This window comes from Methylobacterium phyllostachyos, from assembly GCF_900103445.1.
GTDB classification, from domain to species: Bacteria; Pseudomonadota; Alphaproteobacteria; order Rhizobiales; family Beijerinckiaceae; genus Methylobacterium; species Methylobacterium phyllostachyos.
The window spans coordinates 89,719-110,269 of sequence record NZ_FNHS01000007.1 but is presented as its reverse complement, the minus strand read 5'-3'; the positions used below and the strand labels follow the sequence as shown (position 1 = coordinate 110,269).

Here is a 20,551-nt window from a genome sequence, read left to right as displayed (position 1 = left end):
GCGCGGCTGGCCTTCGGCCCGATCCGCGGTTGGCAGGCGCGTCTGCGGCGAAGGAGCATCTGCAGGAGCGCGAAATCCTTTATTCGTTGGCAGATCTACCGCGTGTCTCGCCGCATATATGCAACTTATGATTAGTAATCCCTCGGTAATTTGCCGGACAGTCCAGCTGGCCGGGTTACCATCATGTATCGCGCCTTCGCTTGTCTGACCGAAGCGCACACCACCTGGGTGGTGGTGCTGGCAGCATGCGTGTGCTGGATCACCTGCTCGGTCGCGCTCAAGCTCGAACAGCGGGTCAGGACCGGCAGCGACCGACGCCGGCTGGTCTGGCCGCTGGCGGCCGGGTTCTCGATCGGCTCCGGCATCTGGAGCACCCACTTCATCGGCATGCTCGGCTACGATCCCGGCGTGGTACTCGGTTACGAGCCACGGACCACGCTTTTGTCGCTCGTCGTCGCCATCGCGGCGGCCTCGGTTGCGTTCCTGTTCGCCCGGTCGGCGCCATCGTCGGGCTGGACCGGCGCGGCAGCGGGCCTCATCCTCGGGCTCGGCATCGCCTGCATGCACTTCCTCGGCATCGCGGGGGTGCGGCTGCCCGGCTCTTTCACGTGGAACATCCCGCTTGCCGGCGCGGCCATCGGAGCCGGCGGCCTGCTGGCGGCCGCCGGAATGGCGCTGCACGTCCGCAGCACCGATAGCCACGGCACTGACGGGCGCAGCCGCGCGGTGGCGGCCACTGTCCTGACCCTTGCCATCGCGGTGCTCCACTTCTTGGCGATGGCGGCGGCTCAGGTGGTGCCGGATCCGACCCTGTCAGTCCCGCAACTCGGCCTCGACCGCGGCGTGCTGGCCGGGGGCATCGCGGTCGTGATGGCGGTGATCCTGGCCTTCGGCGCCCTGACGCTGATGCTGGACCGCCTGCATGGCATGAACGTCGCGCTGGCCCAGCAGGGCCGCATGCTCCGGGAGAAGACCCTGCTGCTCGACACCACCCTCGACAGCATGGACCAGGGCCTCATCAAGGTCGATGCCGGCGGCGTGGTGCGTGTGTGCAACGAGCGGGCGCTGGCGCTGCTCGACCTGCCGCGGGCGATGATGCAGGCCCAGCCGAGCTACCGGGCGGTGCTGCGCTACCAAGCTCGCCATCGCGAGCGCAACCGCACCGACCGCGCCTTCCGCGCCTGGGTCGCGCGCGGCGAAGCGGGGCGCGCCCATGTTTACGAGCGGGCGCGGCCGAACGGGCTCGTGCTCGAGGTCCGCACCGTCCCGCTGGCCGAGGGCGGCTTCGTACGGACCTTCACCGATATCACCAAGCGCAAGGCCGCCGAGGCCGAGGTGGCGCGCCTCGCCCGCCACGACGTTCTCACCGGCCTGCCGAACCGGGCGCTGTTCCACGAGACCGTGGCACGGAGCCTCGCCGATATCGCCCAGCGCGGCGGGGCCTGCGCGGTTCTGTACCTCGATCTCGACGGGTTCAAGAGCGTGAACGACAGCCTCGGCCACCAGGCCGGGGACGAGCTGCTGCGGCACGTCGCCGGCGGCCTCGTGGGCGTGGCGGGCGCCGGGGCGGTGGCCCGGCTGGGGGGCGACGAATTCGCGGTGCTGGGTCCCGGCGGGACCGCGGCGGCGGGCGCCCTGGCCGAGCGCCTCATCGCGCTGTTCGACACCCCGCTCAGCGTGGGCGAGCACCGAATCGCCGTCGGCCTTAGCGTCGGCATCGCGCTCGCCCCCGAGCACGGAACAATGGCGGAGTGCCTGTACCGGCGTGCCGATCTCGCGCTCTACCGCGCCAAGGCCGAGGGGCGCGGCACGTTCCGTATCTTCACCCCCGCCATGGACGAGGAGGCCGAGGCGCGCCGGGTGCTTGAGCGCGACCTACGCCAGGCCATGGATGACGGGGGGCTCAGCCTCCACTACCAGCCGCAGGTCGAGGGCCGGACCGGCGTCCTCGTGGGGTTCGAGGCGCTGCTGCGCTGGGTCCATCCGGTGCGCGGCACCATCGGACCCGACATCTTCGTGCCGCTGGCCGAGGAGACCGGGCTGATCGTCGCCCTCGGCGAATGGGTGCTGCGTGCGGCCTGCCGTGAGGCGGCGGGTTGGGCGCAGCCCCTGAAGGTTGCCGTCAACCTCTCGCCTCGGCAGTTCCAGAGGCCAGACCTGCCCGACCGGATCCTGGCCATCCTGGCGCAGACCGGCCTGTCGCCCGACCGCCTGGAACTCGAAGTCACCGAGAGCATCATCATCAACGACATGGCCCGGGCCGTGGGCATCCTCCGGCGCCTGCGGAGCTACGGGATCCGGATCAGCATGGACGATTTCGGGACCGGCTACGCATCGCTGGCCACCCTCCAGGCCTTTCCGTTCGACAAGCTGAAGATCGACCGCTCCTTCGTGGCGCAGCTCGGCTCGGAACCGCAGGCGGCGGTGATCGTGCGCGCGGTGCTCGGCCTCGGCCGCAGCCTCGGCATGGGCGTGGTCGCGGAGGGCGTCGAGACCCAGGCGCAGCGGGACTTCCTGGCCGAGGAGGCCTGCGGCGAGATGCAGGGCTACCTGTTCGGCAAGCCGCGCCCGATCGCCGACTACGCCGCGGCCCTCGAACACCCCGCCGACGTCGCTGCCCGCGCGGCGGGACCGCGCCTCGCATTGGCCGGTTGAGGCTGTCGTCGCCGGTCCGTTGCGGCCATCCGATTTTTCGGAACGTCCGGCCCGACGGGAACCCAAGCAGCACCCCGTCGTTGGTTCACCAGATTGGATCGTTTCTAATTCTAAACGACCTCCGCAACCCAGTTTAGGCGGCTCCAGCCGCCCGCCCCACGGGAGCCTGATCATGAACGCCAAGTGCGAGACCTGCCGGTTCTTCGACGAGCACAAGGGCAACGGTGCCATCGCCCCGAACGATGCCGGCCTGTGCCGCTTCAACCCGCCCGTCAGCCAGCCCGCGCCTGAGTCGAAGGGCCTCTGGCCCGTGGTCGCCTCGAAGGATTGGTGCGGCCACTACACCCCCGAGATGACCGCGGCCGAGTAAGCGTCCCGCGCGAAAAGAGATTGGGGCCGGCCTTCGGGTCGGCCCTTTCGTTTGGGCGGGGCCTCCCGTCATGGCCGCGACGGATGGGCTCAGCCACGCGCCGCCCCCTGATCGTGGCGCGCTTGCCGCCTACCTTGGAGCGGATCTAGCCTGTCGGTGCTTCTCTGCGGGCATCCCGCTGCGGGGGCCGATTCGTGTCGATCCGCATGCCTGTCCCCAGCGGGGAAACCGGGAAGCACCGCCCGCACAGTTTTGACTCGAACCGGAGAAGCTTGATGGTGGGAGCTATCGCACCGGCGGCTGCTGCACGAACCGACGAGCCGGTCCTCGTGAAGGTGACCTTCACGGTGAACGGCCAGCGCCGCGACCTCGAACTCGACACCCGCACCAGCCTGCTCGACGCCACGCGCGAGCACCTGCACCTGACGGGTTCCAAGAAGGGCTGCGACCACGGTCAGTGCGGCGCCTGCACGATGATCGTCGACGGCCGGCGCATCAACGCCTGCCTGACGCTCGCCATCATGCACCAGGGGGCCGAGATCACCACGATCGAGGGGTTGGGCGGCCCGGACAATCTGCACCCGATGCAGGCTGCCTTTGTGAAACACGACGGCTACCAGTGCGGCTACTGCACGCCGGGCCAGATCTGCTCGGGCGTGGCTGTCTTGGAGGAGATCAAGGCCGGCATCCCGAGCCACGTGACCGCCAACCTCGAAGCCACACCGCAGATCACCGAGGCCGAGATCCGCGAGCGCATGAGCGGCAACATCTGCCGCTGCGGCGCCTATTCCAACATCGTCGAGGCGATGACCGAGGTGGCAGGAGCGCGGGCATGAAGTCCTTCACGTACGAGCGCCCGAGCACGCCCGCCGAGGCCGCCGCCGCTGTCGGCCGCACGCCGGAGGCGAAGTTCATCGCCGGCGGCACCAACCTGCTCGACCTGATGAAATTGCAGATCGAGACCCCGCGCCACCTTGTGGACGTCAACGGCCTCGGCCTCGATACGGTGGAGCCGACGGACGACGGCGGCCTGCGCATCGGCGCCCTGGTGCGCAACACAGACCTCGCTGCCCATCCGCGGGTGCGCAAGGATTACGGAGTGCTCGCCCGGGCGCTCCTTGCCGGTGCCTCCGGCCAGCTGCGCAACAAGGCGACCACCGCCGGCAACCTGCTCCAGCGGACGCGCTGCCCGTATTTTTATGATACCGCCCAGGCCTGCAACAAGCGCCAGCCGGGCTCCGGCTGCTCGGCGCTGGACGGGGTGAGCCGCCAGCTCGCGGTGATCGGCGGCAGCGACGCCTGCATCGCCACGCATCCGGGCGACATGGCGGTGGCCATGCGGGTGCTCGATGCCACCGTGGAAACGGTCGACGGCGTGGGCGCCGCGCGAACAATCCCGATCGCCGAGTTCCACCGCCTGCCCGGCGACGATCCGGCGCGCGACACGAACCTCCAACCCGGCGAGCTGATCACCGCGGTGACGCTGCCCAAGCCCGTTGCCGGCACGCATATCTACCGGAAGGTCCGTGACCGGGCCTCCTACGCCTACGCGCTGGTCTCGGTGGCGGCGATCCTCAGCAAGGACGGCAGCGGCCACGTCGCCTTCGGGGGCGTCGCCCACAAGCCCTGGCGGGTGGAGGCGGCCGAGGCCGATTTGCCGAAGGGCGCCAAGGCGGTGACCCAACAGGTCTTCGCCGACGCCAAGCCGACCCACGAGAACGCCTACAAGCTGACGCTCGCCGAGCGGACCCTCGGCGCGGCACTCAACCAAGCGAGGGTCTGAGCCATGAAGTTCGACACCGCCGCCGGCCCGAACCCGATCGATCGTCTCAAGGTCGTGGGCAAGCCCACCGACCGGATCGATGGCAAGTTCAAAACCACCGGCACCGCGCCCTACGCCTACGAGCGCCACGACGTGGCGCCGGACGCCGCCTACGGCTACGTGCTCGGCTCGTCCATCGCCAAGGGCCGGGTGCGCAGCATCGACACGGCTCTCGCCCGGCAGGCCCCCGGGGTGATCGGCGTGGTCACCACCCTCGACACGCCCCGGATCGAGCGCGGCGTGATGAACGTCGCCTACCTGTTCGGCGGCGACGTGATCCAGCACTACCATCAGGCGATCGCCGTGGTGGTGGCCGAGACCTTCGAGCAGGCGCGCGCTGCCTCCTTCCTGGTGAAGGTCGATTACGCCCCGGAAGACGGCAAGTTCGACCTCGCCACGGAGGCGAAGACCGCCGAGCCCGTCCCGGCCGACAGCGGCGAGGGCAGCGGCGGCAACGGCGAGGAGCGGATCGGCGATTTCGAGGGCGCCTTCGCGCAGGCCCCGGTGACGCTCGACGCGACCTACCGGACCGCCGACGAGAGCCACGCCATGATGGAGCCGCACGCCACCGTGGCGGCCTGGGCGGGCGACAGGGTCACGCTCTGGACGTCCAACCAGATGATCGGCTGGGGCCATGGCAGCCTCGCCAAGATGCTGGACCTGCCGAAGGAGAAGGTCCGGCTCGACGCGCCCTATGTCGGCGGCGGCTTCGGCGGCAAGCTGTTCGTGCGCGCCGACGCGGTGCTGGCGGCGCTCGCCGCCAAGGCCACGGGGCGGCCCGTGAAGGTGGCACTGACGCGCCCATTGATCGCCAACAACACCACGCACCGGCCGGCCACGATCCAGCGGGTCCGCATCGGCGCGACCCAGGACGGCACCATCACGGCGATTGCGCACGAGAGCACGTCCGGCAACCTGCCGGACGGTGGTCCCGAGACGGCGGTGAACCAGACCAAGTACCTCTATGCGGGCCAGAACCGCCTGACCGCCATGAAGCTCGCCCGGCTCGACCTGCCGGAGGGCAACGCCATGCGCGCCCCCGGCGAGGCTCCGGGGCTGGCGGTGCTCGAAGTCGCCATGGACGAGATGGCAGAGAAGCTCGGCCTCGATCCGGTGGCGTTCCGCATCCGCAACGACACCCAGGTCGTCCCGACCGAGCCGGACCTGCGCTTCTCCCACCGCGATCTCGTCGGCTGCCTCAAGCTCGGCGCAGAAAAATTCGGCTGGGCCAAGCGCAACCCGAAGCCTGGTCAGGTCCGGGACGGGCAATGGCTCGTCGGCCTCGGCATGGCGGCGGCCTTCCGCGACAACATGGTGATGAAGTCGGGCGCCCGGGTGCGGCTCGGCGGCGACGGCACGGTCACGGTCGAGACCGACATGACCGATATCGGCACTGGCAGCTACACGATCATCGCGCAGACCGCGGCCGAGATGATGGGCGTGCCCCTCGAGAAGGTCGTGGTGCGGCTGGGCGATTCCGACTTCCCGGTTTCTTCCGGATCCGGGGGGCAGTTCGGTGCCAATTCCTCGACCGCGGGCGTCTACGCGGCCTGCGTGAAGCTGCGCGAGTCGATCGCGCAGAAGCTCGGCTTCAACGCGACCGACGCGGTGTTCGAGGATGGTGAGGTCCGGGCGGGCAACCGCGCCATCCCGCTGGCCCAGGCCGCGTCCGACGGGGAACTGGTCGCCGAGGATTCGATCGAGTTCGGCAAGTTCTCGAAGACGCAGCAGGTCTCGACCTTCGGGGCCCACTTCGTCGAGGTCGGCGTCGATGTTGACACCGCCGAGGTGCGGGTGCGGCGGATGCTGGCGGTCTGCGCGGCCGGGCGGATCCTCAACCCGAAATCGGCCCGCAGCCAGGTGATCGGCGGGATGGTGATGGGCACGGGCGCGGCCCTGATGGAGGAGCTGGCGGTCGACACGAAGCGCGGCTTCTTCGCCAACCACGATCTCGCCGGCTACGAGGTGCCGGTCCATGCCGACATCCCGCACCAGGAGGTGATCTTCCTCGACGAGACCGATCCGATGTCCTCGCCCATGAAGGCGAAGGGCGTGGGTGAGCTCGGCATCTCGGGGATCGCCGCCGCGGTGGCGAATGCGGTCTACAACGCCACCGGCATCCGGGTTCGGGAGTACCCGATCACCCTCGACAAGCTGATCGACCGCATGCCGGATGCGGCCTGATCGCGGGGGGCGCCTCTTCCTGCGGGGTACGTTGTTCACACTTCGAGCCTGAAGCCCGCGGCGCCTCCCTCTCCCCGCACGCGGGGAGAGGCCCGCACGGACCTCGTCGTCCGTGCGGGAAGCGGAGGCGCAGCCGGAGCGGCGGTGAGGGGGCGGCCCCGGAGAGGCTCCTCCTGAGCCGCCCCCTCACCCTCGGCTGCCGCCTCGCTGCGCCGACGAGGTCGTCGCGCCCTCTCTCCGCAAGCGGGGCGAGGGGGCTCCGCGGCCACTGTCTGCGCAGCGGGCGAAACGCGAGTTCGATCGTCCGCTTGGAAATGGAAACCCGCGCCCCTTCAAGCGGGCGGCCCTCCGGGACCACAAACCTGTCTCGCTCGTCGTCCTACGGGGTGGACGAGTGTGGATGCCGATATCGCTCAAATCCGCACCACCTGCGCAAGCTAAAGGCGCCAATGCGGCTCCGGAAATGAGCGACTTAATTTTATGTCACAAAAGATGATCGCCACCAGATTGTGATCGGGCGGCGGCCAATATCTCCGCTTCTGCCGGGAATGTGAAGGTGGTGAGCCCTTCGACGGCCGCTGAACTGGAACGCTTTCGGCGGGTACAGGGTTTCCGGCCGCGCGCGACTTGCGGTCCCCGTGACCGGTGCGCTGTTCCTCCAGGGAGCCCGTCAATGGACAAGACAGTCGCTGGCCTCGTCGGGGCCGTCACCCTTCTGGCCGCCGTCGATCCGGCCCAGGCCGCCATGCCGGCTCCGGTCCGGCTGCAGGCCGCGATGCAGGCCGAGAGCTATGCCGACCTCCTGAAGCCGATCCCCGATGCCGTGGCGCTCCTCAAGGAGTCCGACGCGGCGGCGTCGCAGGCCCAGCCCCTCTCGGCCGCCTCAGACGGTGATGCGACAGTCCAGCAGGCCCAGTATTACTACCACCATCATCATCACCACCACCGGTTCTACGGACCGTACTACCACCACCATCATCACCATCACCGGTACTTCCGGCGGTACCACCACCATCATCACCATCATCACGGGTACTACGTCCCGTACGGGTACTGAGCAGCCCCGGCGGGGGCGCGTCCCCCGCCGCCTTCCGTCAGCTTTGGCTTTTGGCCGCCCCCAGGATGCGCCGGTAGGTCCCGTCGAACACCGTGTTGGTCGCCGAGGTCCATTGCGAATCCGCCGCCAGCGTCTGCCGGCTCGCGTAGATGCGCCGGGACTGCAATTCGCGCTCGGCGGCCTCGTCCTCGGGCATCGGCACGAGGTCGAACTCTGCATCCACCGGCACGACGGTGACCTGCATGAACGGCTCGCCCTGGCGGAACACATGGGTCCGGCCCTCGTCGGGGGCCTTGAACACCATGAAGTACATCATCGGCCACCAGTGACGCAGGAGCGCCGGGACGGCGATCGGCACGGTCCCGCTCCGATCGGTGTAGAAGCGCGGGTGCGGCTCGGTCCGAATCGCCCAGCCCTCCTCCACCTTCAGGTCGAGGAGGATCTGATAGGTGTAGTAGGCGTCCCCGAAACTGCGGAACGGTGGCCATTGGAGGCCTGGCTCGAGCGGTGGCCCGAAATCGCCCTCGAAGACCAGTTGGCCCTCCCGCGTGCTGACGCGCAGCTCGGCCGCGTAGGGATAGAACAGCTCGATTCCCGCCTTGGCCGCCTCCGAGAAGGGAATGCAGTGCCAGGCATATTCCTGCGCGCCATCGACCCGCGGCTCCGGATTGCCGGCCCAGCCCGGGATCTCGAGCCGCGTGCGCCGCGGGCGCAGGCCCGGCTCGTTCAGCCTGTATTTCACCTGCCGCATCTGATCTCCCCGGCGATCGGGCCCTCTCGGAGCCGCTCCACGAATCCCGCGGCACCGCCGCTTGCAGGAGAGGCCTCCGTCGGCCGGGCGATTCGCGAGGTTCCCTAACTCGCGATCCCCCGTTCTGGTTCGCCGCCGTGGAGCTGCGCTCCGGGACTGCCACAGCAACGTGACTGCCGGCGAAGCGACACAATCGGCCCCGGCCGCGTTGACACGGCATGGGTCGCTTGGAGACCCCCCTTTGGAGACCCCGATGGCGGACGCGCTTGCGCCGCAGCCTGCCGTGCTGCTGGTCGAGGACAATCCCGTACAGCTCCTGGCGGCGGCCGCTTCCCTGCGCGAGGCTGGCTACGACGTGGCCGAGGCTTCGACCGTCGAGGCCGCGCAGAACCATCTGGCCGCCCGGCCCGACCTCGTCGCCATGGTGGCGGACGTGGACCTTGCCGGCGAGCCACTGACTGGCTTCACCCTCGCCAAGGCGGTGGCGGCGCGCTGGCCCGAACGCGCCATCCTGATCATGTCGGGGATGGTCTGGCCGACCGAGGGGGAGATGCCGATGGGCGCCGGCTTCCTGCGCAAGCCGTTCACGCCGGAGGCGCTCGCGACGGCTTTGCGGGCCGTGCTGACGGCGCGGGGCCTGGACGGCGCCTGAGGCCGGGCCCGATCAGTCGCCGCTCTCGTCCGAATCCGCCACGTCGTCATCGGACAGAAGCCAGTCGGGCAGCCCTGGGATGACTTCGCCGGCCACCGCGCCAGCGCTTTCCAGCGCCCGTCCCGCCTTGGCCTCCGGGTCCTCGGCGCGGACCTCCGCAAACAGCTTGCGCGCCAGTCGGTCGAGTTCCTCGTCGGAGAGCTGCTGTTCGTTCGGATCGGACATCGGATGCCTCCTCGACGCGTTCGGCCGGCCCGATCCGAATAACCGGCCTGTGCCGTCCTGCGAAGCGACGAAGCAGGCACGATGATGCGCGGTGGTTAGCCTGTCGTGTCCGAGTTTGCGGTTGCGTTGTCCCAAGACGGGATCGCGCAGGCTGCGCCGGCCTTCAAGCCTCATCGGGCATCACGTATTATTCTTACGGGATCAATGACAAGATTTCGGCAATGGCGATCAAAATCTGAAGCGATAACAAGTTCGTGATATCAATAAAGAAACGATGTGTCTGAAAGTAAGTGGCGTGTGGTGGCGCACGTTATGTATGCCATTGCATGCAAATAACGGATCCCGGCTGTGCTGCTCGTGTTGGTCGACGTACCCGGACCTTTCCGGACTGTCCGACGCATCAGGAGATTGGCATGACACGTTTGACCCTTGCCGCGGCCGTCATGGCGGCGCTGGCGACCCCCGCCCTTGCGCAGGTCGTCGAGACCCCAACCAGCACACAGGTCGTCATCCCGCCCGGAGCCCCGGGCGTCATCACACGGCAGAGCAACTCCACGGGCGATCAGGAAGCCTTCACGTACTCGCCCACCGGCCGCGCCGCCGACGGGGTCGAGACGGACTCGGCGGCCGCCGGCAACGAGGATCAGCCGTCGCGGGTCGGCTCCACGGGGAGCGGCGGCGCCGGCGGCAACGGCGGTGGCGGTTGAGGCAGCCGCGACCGCCGCGCCTCATCCGGTGCGGCGGTTGCAGCGGATGTAGGCGGATGTGCCCCAGGCGCTGGTCCAGGTCAGGCGGTCACCCTCGACGACAAGTCGGACATGGGACGACCAGCGCCGATCGCGGTCCGCGCAATCGGCCGCCATGGACCAGACGTTGCCGGCGCGGTGCGGATCGCGAAAGCTGCAGGTGGTGTCTCCGGCCCTGGCCCGCTCGAGCGTGATCGTGGCTGGCAGGTAGCCGTGACGGCGCGACGGCGTGGCGCAAGCCTCGGCGGTCGGACCCCAGGTTCCGACATAATCGGGACCGGTCGAGGCCGAACGCGGCACCGGGGTCGGCGCGGCGGACTGCGCCGGCAGAGCCGTGTAGGTCGGTGCGGAAGCCGTTTCGATTGCGGCCGAGGATGCGGGGACTGCGACACGCGCAGCGGTATCCGTCGCCTCCTCCGGCTTGTTTTCCGGCTTGGCCATCGCGAGTTCGCGGCGCGGCAGGTCCTCCGGCTGGTCGAAGGCCGGTTCTTCGACCGCCTGGGGCGCCGATGTCCGGAACGGCATATCCTCGGTCAGGTAGGCGGCGCAGTAGGCGAACAGTCCGACCCAGCCCAGGGCCAGGAGGATCTGCGGCGCGCACGAGCGCCTGCCCTCTCGAAGAGGCTCGACAGCCGGCGCAACCAGAACGATCGCCGTCACCTCAACTCTCCCCCCGTCCCATCATCAGACGGCCCGCGACCGTGGACTCCGTTCCCGCCGCCCGGTGTCTGAACTGGGCAACTGTAGCCGGGGATTCGTCAGTATCGGGCCATGGACTGATTTATTAACGTCCGGTAAATCGTTAACGACACGTTAATGGGGCGATGCGGCCTTGGCTCCGGCTCGCGCGGTGCGCCCCGCGGGGCGGCCTCGAAAAGGCGCGGCGCGAAACTGCTATCCGGGTCTCCCGCTTCGGGCGCGTTCCATTTAGGCACGCTCTAGACTTGACCTGTGGCGTACGAAGTAAAATGTAAAATATCTCTCGACAGTCTAGTTAGATTAAGATTTAGTAAATTTGCCCGGATTGTGGGCGGGGAGAGTTCGTTAATGGCGTGGACGTCTTTCCGGAACATGCTTTCCTCATCCGAGGGGACGTCCGAATCGCATCCGGCGGCCGAGCCGGCGATGCCACAGGCGATGCCGCAGGCGCGCTCGCGCCAGGCCCCCGAGGCGCCAAACCAGCGGGCCGCCCTGGCCGAGCGCAATCATTCCTCCCTCGACGCGATCGGGAAGCGCGACGAGATGCTGCGGCAGCGCATCGACGCGATGGTCGACCGCCTGGAGGATATCCGCTCGCTGCAGGACGACTTCGTGGCGATCCTCGAGCCGATCGTCAGCATCAGCGACGAGCTCCCGCGGGCCAGCATGCGCATCGCTGAGCTGGAGACCTCGCTGGCCCAGGAATTCCAGACCGGCAAGGCTGTCCGGCTGGAGGCCGCCGAGCTTTCGGCCCGCATCTCTATCCTGACGAACGAGTTCTCCGAGGCCTCGGCACGGGTGGCCCGGGCAGAGGAGCAGCTGCAGGCCCGGGAGACCGCCCTGGCCGCCCAGGCGATCGAGCTCCGGGACAGGGTTCTGGCCTTCGAGAACCTGGAGCGTCGCCTCGCCGCCGAGATCGAGCAGGGCAAGGCGCTGGTCTCCGAGGGTAAGGCGCTGCGGGCCGAGGCTCAGGCCGCCGACAGTGCGCTGACGCGGACGGAGCATGACCTGCTGGAGGCCCGCGAGACCCTGGCGGCCCTCGAACAGGACAGCCGCCGCCTCCGGATCCAGAACGAGGAGCAGACCCTGCGCCTCGATGAGTTGGAGGCCCGTTATCGGGCCGTCGAGGGCACGGTCGAGGCCGAGCGCCAGAAGGCCCGCGTGGCCGAGGGTCAGCTCGCCGCCGAGACTGCGAACCGGGTCCGCCTGGAGGCCCAGTTCGAAACGGATGCGGCCACCCTGCGCGCCGAGCGCTCGGCGCTGGCGATGAAGCTGGAGGCGGCCGTCAACCGGGCGGACACGAACGAGCAGCTGCTCGCCCAAGCCCGCGTGCAGCTGCGCGATCGGGACGAGGCCCACCGGCTCGCCGAGCGCAACTTCAAGGAGACCAACATCGCCCGCGTCACGGCGGAGCGGCGCCTGGAGACCGTCCAGGAGGACCTCGCCCGGCAGACCGAGCGCTTCGTGGAGATGCAGCGCGCCCGCAGCGACCTCGATGCGCGCTGCGACATGCTCGCCAAGGCGCTGGCCGCCAAGGACGCCGCCCTGGAGCAGGCCGGGTCCCGCAACGCCGCCCTGACCGAGCGGATCGAGCAGCTGACTCACCGGCAGGAGGCCGCGCGCATCGAGTACGAAGCCGCCAACCGGCGCCTCGCCGAGGATCTGCAGAACGAGCGCTCGGAGCGGGCCCTCGTCCAGGGTGCCCTCGACATCGCCCGCGAGACACGAACGACGCTTCAGAAGCAGTACGAGGCGCTCAAACGCTCCGGCCGCGGATGGCGCAAGCCGGGCGGAGCGGCCGAGGGCCAGGACCTGGCCCCGCAGCCCGAGCGCGAAGAGGCGAGCAACGTCCATCCATTCGCGTCTCCCGGCACGGCCGGCTGATCCGATGCTGTCCTGCGAGAGGTTCCAACGATGAGCGATAGGGCTTCGATCGACGCGGCCTATAACGGCAGCCCGAACGTGATGATGCGCGCGTGGCAGGCGAAGGCGGATGCGACCCCCGAGAAGGTGGTCAGCTTCCTGGGCCTCGAAAGCCGGAACGGGGCCGTCGCCACGATCGACGGCCCGGCTGAAGGCGTCGCCCCCGCCCCCACCCGGGAATGGGCCTCGGCCGTCGACCTCATCCGGGAGGCCAGCGAGGCCATCCGGGTCGGCGAGGAGCGGGCGTCCGAACTGGAGGCGCAGCTGGCCCAGGTCGTCGCGCAGGCCGATCTCGAGATCCGGCGCCTGGAGCAGGAGGTCGCCACAGGCGCCCAGAACCTTGCCCGGTCGGAGGAGCGCGTCCGGCTGGCGGAGGCACGGGCCGCGGAGGCCGAGGATTGGCTCGTGCGCCTTCACGACGCCGCGGTCGAGGCCTTCGGCGCCCGCGCCAAGCCCATCCCCGCGCCCAGCACCCCCGAAGAGGCCGAGTAGTTCCGGTTTCCTGCGGCGATGGCGCACCCGACGACCAGAGAGCCCGACGCGATCGCCGGGGTGATTCCGCCGATGCGGGATCCGAGCCTCGCGTTCGTCGTCGATCCGCGTCGGACGCTCGCGCTGATCCGTCAGGCCGGGGATCAGATCCAGGGGTTCCAGGCGTGGCGCGCCGTCATCCAGCAGCGGGCGAGCGGCCTTTTCAGGCGGGTCTACGAGGACCGTACCCTCAAGGACGCGGCGATCCGCGAACTCGAATCCCATCTGTCGCGGATGGATCGCCGGAACGCCAACCTGGAGCGCACGCTCTCGGAACTCGTCTCGGATTACGAGCGCGTCGTCACGCGCTGCATGGAAGCCGAGTTCCGCGCCATCCATGCCGAGCACCGGGCGTCGCGCGCCGAGATGGCTGCTGTCCGCCTGGAGGATCTGCTCACCCGGTTCGGCGACGGACCCGGGCTCGCGTACAAAGAATGAATCCACTTGGCGGGACGCCAGGCGGCCGGCCGCTGGCGATTCGACGTGCGCCGCGAACCTTTGACATGGGTTAAGACTTGATATGGGATGAGCGATCCAGTCCCATCACAGGTGCCCTACGCGCTCGTCGTCGATGACGACGGCCTCATTCGCATGGATGCGATGGACATCTTGGCGGATGCCGGGTTTCGCACGCTCGAGGCCAGCGACGGGGACCGGGCCATCGCGCTGCTCGGTCGGGAACACGCCGCGATCGCGCTGCTGTTCACCGACGTGCAGATGCCCGGCTCGCGGGACGGTTTCGCGGTGGCACGCGAGACCGCCAGCCGCTGGCCGCACATCGCCATCGTGGTGGCGTCCGGGCAGGTGCAGCCTGCACCGGGCGACATGCCGGAGGGCGCGCGCTTCATCGGCAAGCCCTTCACCGCCGACATGGTGCACGATCACCTGCGGGAGATCCTGCCGGACGGGCAGAAGCCGGAGTCGCTGCGGCAATAGGGACTTGGCCGCGCTGGGCTTCTGTCCTTCCCCTCGTGGGGCGGCGTTGGAGGTGGGGATGGTGCAGAAGGCACGGACGCGCCTCATCCTGATGCACCCCCACCCCTGGTCCCTCCCCACAAGGGGGAGGGGGACGGCCCGTCCGCCCGAGCCGAGCCTCAATTCGCCCGGGCGACCTCGACAAGATTGTCCGAGAACGAGGGCGCGTGGCCCATGTCGGTGAAGGCCGACGAGGAGATGCTGTTGACCGTGCCCTCGTTGAGCTGGCGCCAGTAGCCGAGCGTCGCCACCACGATGCCGGCCTTCACGTCGTCGGTGATCCGCGCCACGCCCTTGAAGGCGCCGCGGTCGTTGCCGACCTTCACCCGGTCGCCCTCTCGGATGCCGCGGGCATCGGCATCGGCTTGGTTGATCAGTACGAACTGCTCGCCCTGGCCCTTCTGCTTGTCCTCCATGTTGGCGTAGCAGGAGTTCAGGAAGTAGTGGCTCTTGGGCGAGACGATGTTGAGCGGGTAGCGCTTGGCCAGCTCGGGATCGTTCGTGTGCGACTCGCGCGGGCTGAGGTAGTCGGGCAGCGGATCGAGCGCCTCGCCGGGCTGAAAACCCTCGTACATTTGCCGGAACGGCGGCGCGACGAAGTTGGTGGCGCCCTCGACCTTCAGCATGCACTTGCCGGTCGGCGTCGGGAAGTTGCCGTCCTTGTGCGGCGCGCGGTCGTCCGGCGTGCCGACCTTCAGCCGGGCGAAGCCGTGCTCGCGCATGTAGGCGAGGTCGATGCCCGCGCAGGCCGGGGCGGACCAGTCGACGTAGTGCTCAAGGCACTCGCTGTCGCTCCACTTGAAGTTCTCCTCCTCGAAGCCGAGCCGGGCCGCCAGCTGTCGGAAGATCTCGTTGTTGGGGATCGCCTCGCCCGGCGCCTCGGCGCACTTGGTGTTGTAGGTCAGGTAGAGGTGCCCCCAGGACAGGATCATGTCCTCCATCTCGGCACCCATCGCGGCGGGCAGCAGGATGTCGGCGTAGGAGGCCGTGTCCGAGATGAAGTGCTCGGCCGAGACCAGGAACAGGTCTTCCCGCATCAGCCCGGCGACGATCTTGTCGGTCTCGGGCGCCTGCGTGACCGGGTTCGAGTTCCAGCACATCATGGACATGATCGGCGGGTCGAGCTGCATCTCGCCGGTCAGCGCGCGGCCGATCTGCAGGTTCGAGACGACACGGGTGCCCTCCGGGATCAGGTCGGGGCGGCACATCACATCGAACTTGTACGGGTGCTCCCAGACGCCGAACTGCGTGACGCCGCCGCCGACATGGCGCCACGCGCCGGTGAGCGCCGGGATGCAGGTCACCGCCCGGATGGTCTGGCCGCCGCCATAGTGCCGCTCCAGCGCCACGCCCATGCGGATGCCCACCGGCTGCTCGGTCGCCATCGCGTAGGCGAGCTTGCGGATGTCCTCGGCGGGCACGCCGGTGATCTCCGCGGCCCATTCCGGCGTGCGGGTGCTGGCCCGCTCCTTCAGCTCCGCGAAGCCGATCGTGTGGTTGTCGACGTAATCCTGATCGACGAGGCCCTGCGCGATGATCGAATTGATCAGCGCCATGGCGAGCGCGCCGTCGGTGCCGGGCTTCGGGGCGATGTGCCAGTCGGCTGCCTTGGCGGTGCGGGACGCGTAGGCGTCGATCACCACGACCTTGGCACCCTGCTTCTGGGCATCCTTCACGATCGCCCAATGGTGCAGGTTGGTGCTGACCGAGTTGCAGGCCCAGATCACGATGTACTTGGAGTGGATGTAGCTGTCGGGGTCGAGGCCCGCGGTCGGGCCGACCGTGAGCAGCCAGGCCGTGCACGAACCTTCGCCGCAGAAGGTCCGCTCGGTCACGGTGGCGCCCATGCGGTTGAAGAAGGCATCGCCGCCGTTCAGCCCGTGCACCAGCCCCTGGTTGCCGAGATAGCTGTAGGGCGCAATGGCCTGCGGGCCGTGCTGGTCGATGATCGCCTTCCAGCGCGACACGATGGTGTCCAGCGCCTCGTCCCAGGTGATCCGCTCGAACTGCTTCGACCCCTTCGGGCCGACCCGCTTCATCGGGTAGAGTAGCCGGTCCGGGTGGTAGTGGCGCTTCTCGTAATCCTTCAGCTTCACGCAGAGACCGCCGCGGGTCATCGGATGATCCGGGTTGCCGCGCACGCCCTGGAGCTGGCCGTCCTTGACGTCGAACAGCATGGAGCAGGTGTCGGGGCAATCGTGCGGGCAGCCCCCGAAGAAGGTCTCGGTCAGGCTCTCGGCCTCGGCCACGATCAGGGAGTCCGGCTTGACGATCTCGTTCATGGTTCCTCCGCGCACGAGCGTCCAGCCTTCTTGTCGTGCGGGGCGGCTCTCTGCAGGCCCAAGACTGCACTAAGTTGCAAACAATTCCAAATCACGCCTTGGTAGAACGTCGCGAGTATCGCTATCGCACGGGAGACTCGGCACTATTCATGTCCGGCGATCGCGTCCGGCCGCGAAGGCCGGGTGACGGGACAGACACGCGATCGCGCGGGCCTCCCGCATCGCAGCGTCGCGACCCTCTGCCCGGGCCAATCCGGAGAAGACGCCTCTCGATCGCGGACCCGGAGCCGACCCGCGGTTGCATCCCGCCCGCCGGCCTGATTCACATGGGCGAACCCGCCGGTCCCCGCCGTCTTGCCACGAGACCCATCGGTTCATGCGCCACGACACGCTGCGCCTCGGCGCCTTCTTCTACGCCACCGGACACCATGTCGCCGGCTGGCGCCACCCGTCGAGCGAGGCGGATGGCGGCCTCGTCCTCGAACGCTACGTCGGCTGGGCGCAGAAGGCCGAGGCGGCGCTGTTCGACCTCGTGTTCCTGGAGGACGGGAGCGGCATCCGCGACGGCAACCTGCGCTCCAGCGAGCGGACGGCGCGCTCGACCCATTTCGAGCCGGTGACGCTGCTCTCGGCGCTGGCGGCGGTGACCAGCCGGATCGGGCTGGTGGCCACCACCTCGACGAGCTTCAACGAGCCCTACAACGTCGCCCGCCGGTTCGCCTCCCTGGACCATCTCAGCGGCGGCCGCGCCGGCTGGAACCTCGTGACCTCGACCACGGATGCCGAGGCCGCCAATTTCGGCGCCGACCGGATCGCGCAGCATGGCGACCGCTACGAGCGCGCGGAGGAGTTCGTCGACGTCGTCCTCGGCCTGTGGAACACCTGGGACGACGGGGCGGTGATCATCGACAAGGAATCCGGCCAGTTCTCGAAACCGGACGGTTTTCACCCCCTGAACCACCGCGGCACGCATTTCGAGGTGCGGGGGCCGCTCAACATCTCGCGCACGCCGCAAGGCCAGCCGGTCCTGGTGCAGGCGGGCGCGTCGGGCCCCGGCAAGGATCTCGCGGCACGCACCGCCGAGATCGTGTTCACCGCCAACCAGACGCTCGACGAGGCGACCGAGTTCTACGGCGACCTGAAGGGCAGGATGGGCCGCTTCGGCCGGGATCGCGACGACCTGAAGGTGATGCCGGGCCTGTTCCCCGTGGTGGGCCGCAGCGAGGCGGAGGCGCGGGCGAAGTTCGAGGCGCTCCAGGACCTGATCGACCCCGTGGTCGGCCTCGCGCTCCTGGAGCGGATGGTCGGGAGCTTCGACCTGTCGGGCTACGATCCGGACGGGCCGGTGCCGGAACTGCCGGAGGCCAACGGCGCCAAATCGCGCCAGCAGTTGATGTTCGACCTCGCCCGCCGGGAGGGGCTGACCCTGCGCCAACTCTACCTGCGGATCGCGGGCGCGCGCGGCCATTCGCAGATCATCGGGACACCGGCCCAGATCGTGGACGAGATGGAGGAGCGCTTCCAAAAGCACGGCGCCGACGGCTTCAACATCATGCCGGCGACCCTGCCCGGGGGGCTCGACGACTTCATCGAACTGGTGCTGCCGGAACTGCGCCGCCGGGGCCTCGTCCGCACGGAATATGAGGGCCGGACCCTGCGCGGGCATCTCGGCACGCGCCCGCCTGCGGCTCATGCGCCGCGGCAGGGGTGAGCGGGCGCAGAGAAGCAAGCGCGTTTCCCCTCCCCCTTGCCGGGAGGGGTTAGGGGTGGGGGTGGTTCAGGATGAGGCGCAGCGTTGCCTCCTGCACCACCCCCACCTCCAACGCCTCCCCGCAAGCTCGAGCGATCCCGGGCAAGCCCGGGGAGGAGAGAGTGCCTCGGCCGGCGAGGCGTCAAGATCGTAGCGGCAGAGGAAGATGCGTCGCGCTCAGCCGACCGGCCGCGCCGCTCCACCGAGTCCCAACTCCCCACGAAAGACATCCTCCATCGCGCGCCGGATGCGGATCGCCTCCTGGCCATCATCGAAGGCGACATCGTTCCAGCGCACCGCTTGGCCGGCGGGCACGTCGGTCTTGAGCACCATGTCGTGCGCGAGCCCGATCGGCAGCGCGTCCTGGGCCAGAGAATCGGCCGCCGGAACCAGCTTGCCGTAGACCGTGAAGCCGCCCTCGCCGTCGAGCCGCTCGCCGGCCCGCAGCGCCCGCTTGGCGGTGGCCACCACGTCGCCGCGCCAGTCGCCGGTGGCCCCCGTGGCCTCGCCGCGGACCGCGATGGAGGCCACCGAGATCCCGAGTTCCAGCCCGATCAGGTGATAGGGCTTGTAGGTGGCCGCGTACCGGCCGGATTCGTCGGTCTTCAGGCCGTACTGGGCGAAGCAGTCGCGCACGTAAGGACTCGGCGCCTCGAACACCGCGTAGACGCCCCAGCGCAGGTCCCGGAAGACCGGCCGCCCGTCCCGCTCCAGCGAGGAGACCACTTCCACCGTGCCGCGCTCGGTGAGGCAGCCGCCATCCGCCGCCGGCCGCAGGACGCTCGGCAGGTCGTCGACCCCGCAGGGCGGGAAGGCGAGGCCGTCGCGCGGGGGGGTGAGCCCGCAGGCATTGGCCACAGCGGCCATCTCCAGGGCCGACTTGGTGCCGTCGAGGAAGGAATTGAACATCTGCGGGTTGAAGTCGCCCCCGGCCACCTGTTCGGCGCTGAAGCCGTAATGGCCCCAGACCGTGTCGGGCGTGGAGGCGTGGTAGGCCGGCAGGTACTTGGTGCCCTTGCCGGCGCAGATCACCTCCAGCCCGATGGTCCGCGCCCAGTCGACCAATTCGGCGATCAGCGCCGGCTGGTCGCCCGAGGCCATGGAGTAGATCACCCCGGCCTCGGCAGCCTTGCGCGCGAGCAGCGGCCCGGCGAGCACGTCGGCCTCGACGTTGACCATCACGATGTGCTTGGCGTGCGCGATGGCCTTGAGCGCGTGGCGGATCCCGGCCGCCGGGCTGCCGGTGGCGTCGATCACGATGTCCACGAAGGGACTGGCGATCATCGCGTCGGCGTCGTCGGTGACGTAGGTGGTGCCGGCCTGCGCGGCCTCCTCCAGGCCGCGCGCCGCGAAGCGGGCCTCGTCCCAGCCCACCCGCTGCAGGGACCGGCGAGCCCGGTCCGGCGAGAGGTCGGCGAGGCCGGTCAGGTGGATGCCCGGCGTGCGGGGCGCCTGCGACAGGTACATCGAGCCGAACTTGCCGGCCCCGATCAGGCCTACCCGGACGGGCCGGCTCTCCTGCGCGCGCCTCTGCAGCTTGGCGAATAGGGACATGGCGGATCCTCCCGGGCTGTCTGCGGTCGGTCGGGATCGGAGGCCCGTGCCCGCCGCGTTTGGTCTCGGTTGCGGGACCGGGATTACCATTCGCGCCCGCCCGCGCCTACGCGACGGAGCGCGGCGCCGGTCAGGCCGATGCCGGCCGGGCTCGCCGCCTCCGCGTTGAGCAGCCAGCGGTGGAAGGTCTGGATCTTCGCCAGCGCCCGATCCCGCTCGCGGTAGCAGATGAAAGGGAGGTCGCGGGTCAGGCTCGCGAACCCGACCGATGTTCGGGGGCGGCCCTGGGGCTCACGATCTCGAATGCGGTGATCGTTGGCCCGCGCGAAGGGTACGTCGTCGCGCGGGGCCTGCGACCGACCGGGACGATCCCGG

At 69.2% G+C, this 20,551-nt stretch carries 18 protein-coding genes; 13 read left to right on the top strand and 5 right to left on the bottom strand.

Going from position 1 to position 20,551, the window contains the following annotated elements:
• Nucleotides 1–183: 183 nt before the first annotated feature.
• The 6 genes from BLQ49_RS12810 (at nt 184) to BLQ49_RS12785 (ending at nt 8,088) form a co-directional block, all read left to right on the top strand.
• Nucleotides 184–2,655 carry a bifunctional diguanylate cyclase/phosphodiesterase gene (locus tag BLQ49_RS12810; protein WP_091716303.1) on the top strand — a complete coding sequence of 824 codons (2,472 nt, stop codon included), beginning with the start codon at nt 184–186 and terminating at the stop codon, nt 2,653–2,655.
• A gap of 172 nt (nt 2,656–2,827) precedes the next feature.
• The gene (locus BLQ49_RS12805) at nt 2,828–3,025 is read left to right on the top strand and encodes a hypothetical protein (RefSeq protein WP_091716302.1); all 198 of its coding nucleotides are present in this window, start codon (nt 2,828–2,830) and stop codon (nt 3,023–3,025) included.
• A 275-nt stretch (nt 3,026–3,300) separates the two neighbouring features.
• Nucleotides 3,301–3,861: an aldehyde dehydrogenase iron-sulfur subunit PaoA gene (gene paoA / locus BLQ49_RS12800; protein WP_091716301.1), complete on the top strand. Its 561-nt coding sequence runs from the start codon at nt 3,301–3,303 to the stop codon at nt 3,859–3,861.
• Nucleotides 3,858–4,808: an FAD binding domain-containing protein gene (locus BLQ49_RS12795; protein ID WP_091716300.1), complete on the top strand. Its 951-nt coding sequence runs from the start codon at nt 3,858–3,860 to the stop codon at nt 4,806–4,808. Before paoA ends, BLQ49_RS12795 begins: the two co-directional genes overlap by 4 nt.
• A 3-nt stretch (nt 4,809–4,811) precedes the next feature.
• The gene (paoC, locus tag BLQ49_RS12790) at nt 4,812–7,031 is read left to right on the top strand and encodes an aldehyde oxidoreductase molybdenum-binding subunit PaoC (protein ID WP_091716299.1); all 2,220 of its coding nucleotides are present in this window, start codon (nt 4,812–4,814) and stop codon (nt 7,029–7,031) included.
• Between the two features lie 673 nt (nt 7,032–7,704).
• Nucleotides 7,705–8,088, top strand: coding sequence for a hypothetical protein (locus tag BLQ49_RS12785; RefSeq protein ID WP_091716298.1), 384 nt, complete (start codon nt 7,705–7,707; stop codon nt 8,086–8,088).
• 37 nt (nt 8,089–8,125) lie between these two features.
• On the opposite strand, the gene BLQ49_RS12780 is transcribed toward BLQ49_RS12785, so the two are convergent.
• A complete protein-coding gene (locus BLQ49_RS12780) occupies nt 8,126–8,839 on the bottom strand; it encodes a hypothetical protein (protein WP_091716297.1) in 714 nt (237 codons plus the stop codon).
• 253 nt (nt 8,840–9,092) lie between these two features.
• Between BLQ49_RS12780 and BLQ49_RS12775 the strand changes: the two genes are divergently transcribed.
• Nucleotides 9,093–9,491, top strand: coding sequence for a response regulator (locus BLQ49_RS12775; protein WP_091716296.1), 399 nt, complete (start codon nt 9,093–9,095; stop codon nt 9,489–9,491).
• Nucleotides 9,492–9,503: 12 nt separating this feature from the next.
• On the opposite strand, the gene BLQ49_RS12770 is transcribed toward BLQ49_RS12775, so the two are convergent.
• The gene (locus BLQ49_RS12770) at nt 9,504–9,716 is read right to left on the bottom strand and encodes a hypothetical protein (RefSeq protein ID WP_091716295.1); all 213 of its coding nucleotides are present in this window, start codon (nt 9,714–9,716) and stop codon (nt 9,504–9,506) included.
• A gap of 413 nt (nt 9,717–10,129) precedes the next feature.
• Here BLQ49_RS12770 and BLQ49_RS12765 point away from each other — a divergent pair, with 413 nt between their 5' ends.
• Nucleotides 10,130–10,423 carry a hypothetical protein gene (locus BLQ49_RS12765; protein ID WP_091716294.1) on the top strand — a complete coding sequence of 98 codons (294 nt, stop codon included), beginning with the start codon at nt 10,130–10,132 and terminating at the stop codon, nt 10,421–10,423.
• Between the two features lie 21 nt (nt 10,424–10,444).
• Here BLQ49_RS12765 and BLQ49_RS12760 read toward each other — a convergent pair whose 3' ends face one another.
• The gene (locus BLQ49_RS12760; RefSeq protein ID WP_091716293.1) at nt 10,445–11,122 is read right to left on the bottom strand and encodes a hypothetical protein; all 678 of its coding nucleotides are present in this window, start codon (nt 11,120–11,122) and stop codon (nt 10,445–10,447) included.
• Between the two features lie 465 nt (nt 11,123–11,587).
• Here BLQ49_RS12760 and BLQ49_RS12755 point away from each other — a divergent pair, with 465 nt between their 5' ends.
• The 4 genes from BLQ49_RS12755 (at nt 11,588) to BLQ49_RS12740 (ending at nt 14,551) form a co-directional block, all read left to right on the top strand.
• Nucleotides 11,588–13,045: a chromosome partitioning protein ParA gene (locus BLQ49_RS12755; RefSeq protein ID WP_244507568.1), complete on the top strand. Its 1,458-nt coding sequence runs from the start codon at nt 11,588–11,590 to the stop codon at nt 13,043–13,045.
• 30 nt (nt 13,046–13,075) lie between these two features.
• Nucleotides 13,076–13,576: a hypothetical protein gene (locus tag BLQ49_RS12750; protein ID WP_091716291.1), complete on the top strand. Its 501-nt coding sequence runs from the start codon at nt 13,076–13,078 to the stop codon at nt 13,574–13,576.
• Nucleotides 13,577–13,648: 72 nt separating this feature from the next.
• Nucleotides 13,649–14,053: a hypothetical protein gene (locus BLQ49_RS12745; protein ID WP_143012251.1), complete on the top strand. Its 405-nt coding sequence runs from the start codon at nt 13,649–13,651 to the stop codon at nt 14,051–14,053.
• 87 nt (nt 14,054–14,140) lie between these two features.
• The gene (locus tag BLQ49_RS12740; protein ID WP_091716289.1) at nt 14,141–14,551 is read left to right on the top strand and encodes a response regulator; all 411 of its coding nucleotides are present in this window, start codon (nt 14,141–14,143) and stop codon (nt 14,549–14,551) included.
• Nucleotides 14,552–14,709: 158 nt separating this feature from the next.
• Here the strand turns inward: BLQ49_RS12740 and BLQ49_RS12735 are convergent, their stop codons facing one another.
• The gene (locus BLQ49_RS12735; protein ID WP_091716288.1) at nt 14,710–16,872 is read right to left on the bottom strand and encodes a molybdopterin-containing oxidoreductase family protein; all 2,163 of its coding nucleotides are present in this window, start codon (nt 16,870–16,872) and stop codon (nt 14,710–14,712) included.
• Nucleotides 16,873–17,248: 376 nt separating this feature from the next.
• Here BLQ49_RS12735 and BLQ49_RS12730 point away from each other — a divergent pair, with 376 nt between their 5' ends.
• Nucleotides 17,249–18,583, top strand: coding sequence for an LLM class flavin-dependent oxidoreductase (locus BLQ49_RS12730; RefSeq protein ID WP_091716287.1), 1,335 nt, complete (start codon nt 17,249–17,251; stop codon nt 18,581–18,583).
• Nucleotides 18,584–18,799: 216 nt separating this feature from the next.
• Here BLQ49_RS12730 and BLQ49_RS12725 read toward each other — a convergent pair whose 3' ends face one another.
• Nucleotides 18,800–20,176: an NAD(P)H-dependent oxidoreductase gene (locus tag BLQ49_RS12725; protein ID WP_091716286.1), complete on the bottom strand. Its 1,377-nt coding sequence runs from the start codon at nt 20,174–20,176 to the stop codon at nt 18,800–18,802.
• Nucleotides 20,177–20,551 lie beyond the last annotated feature (375 nt).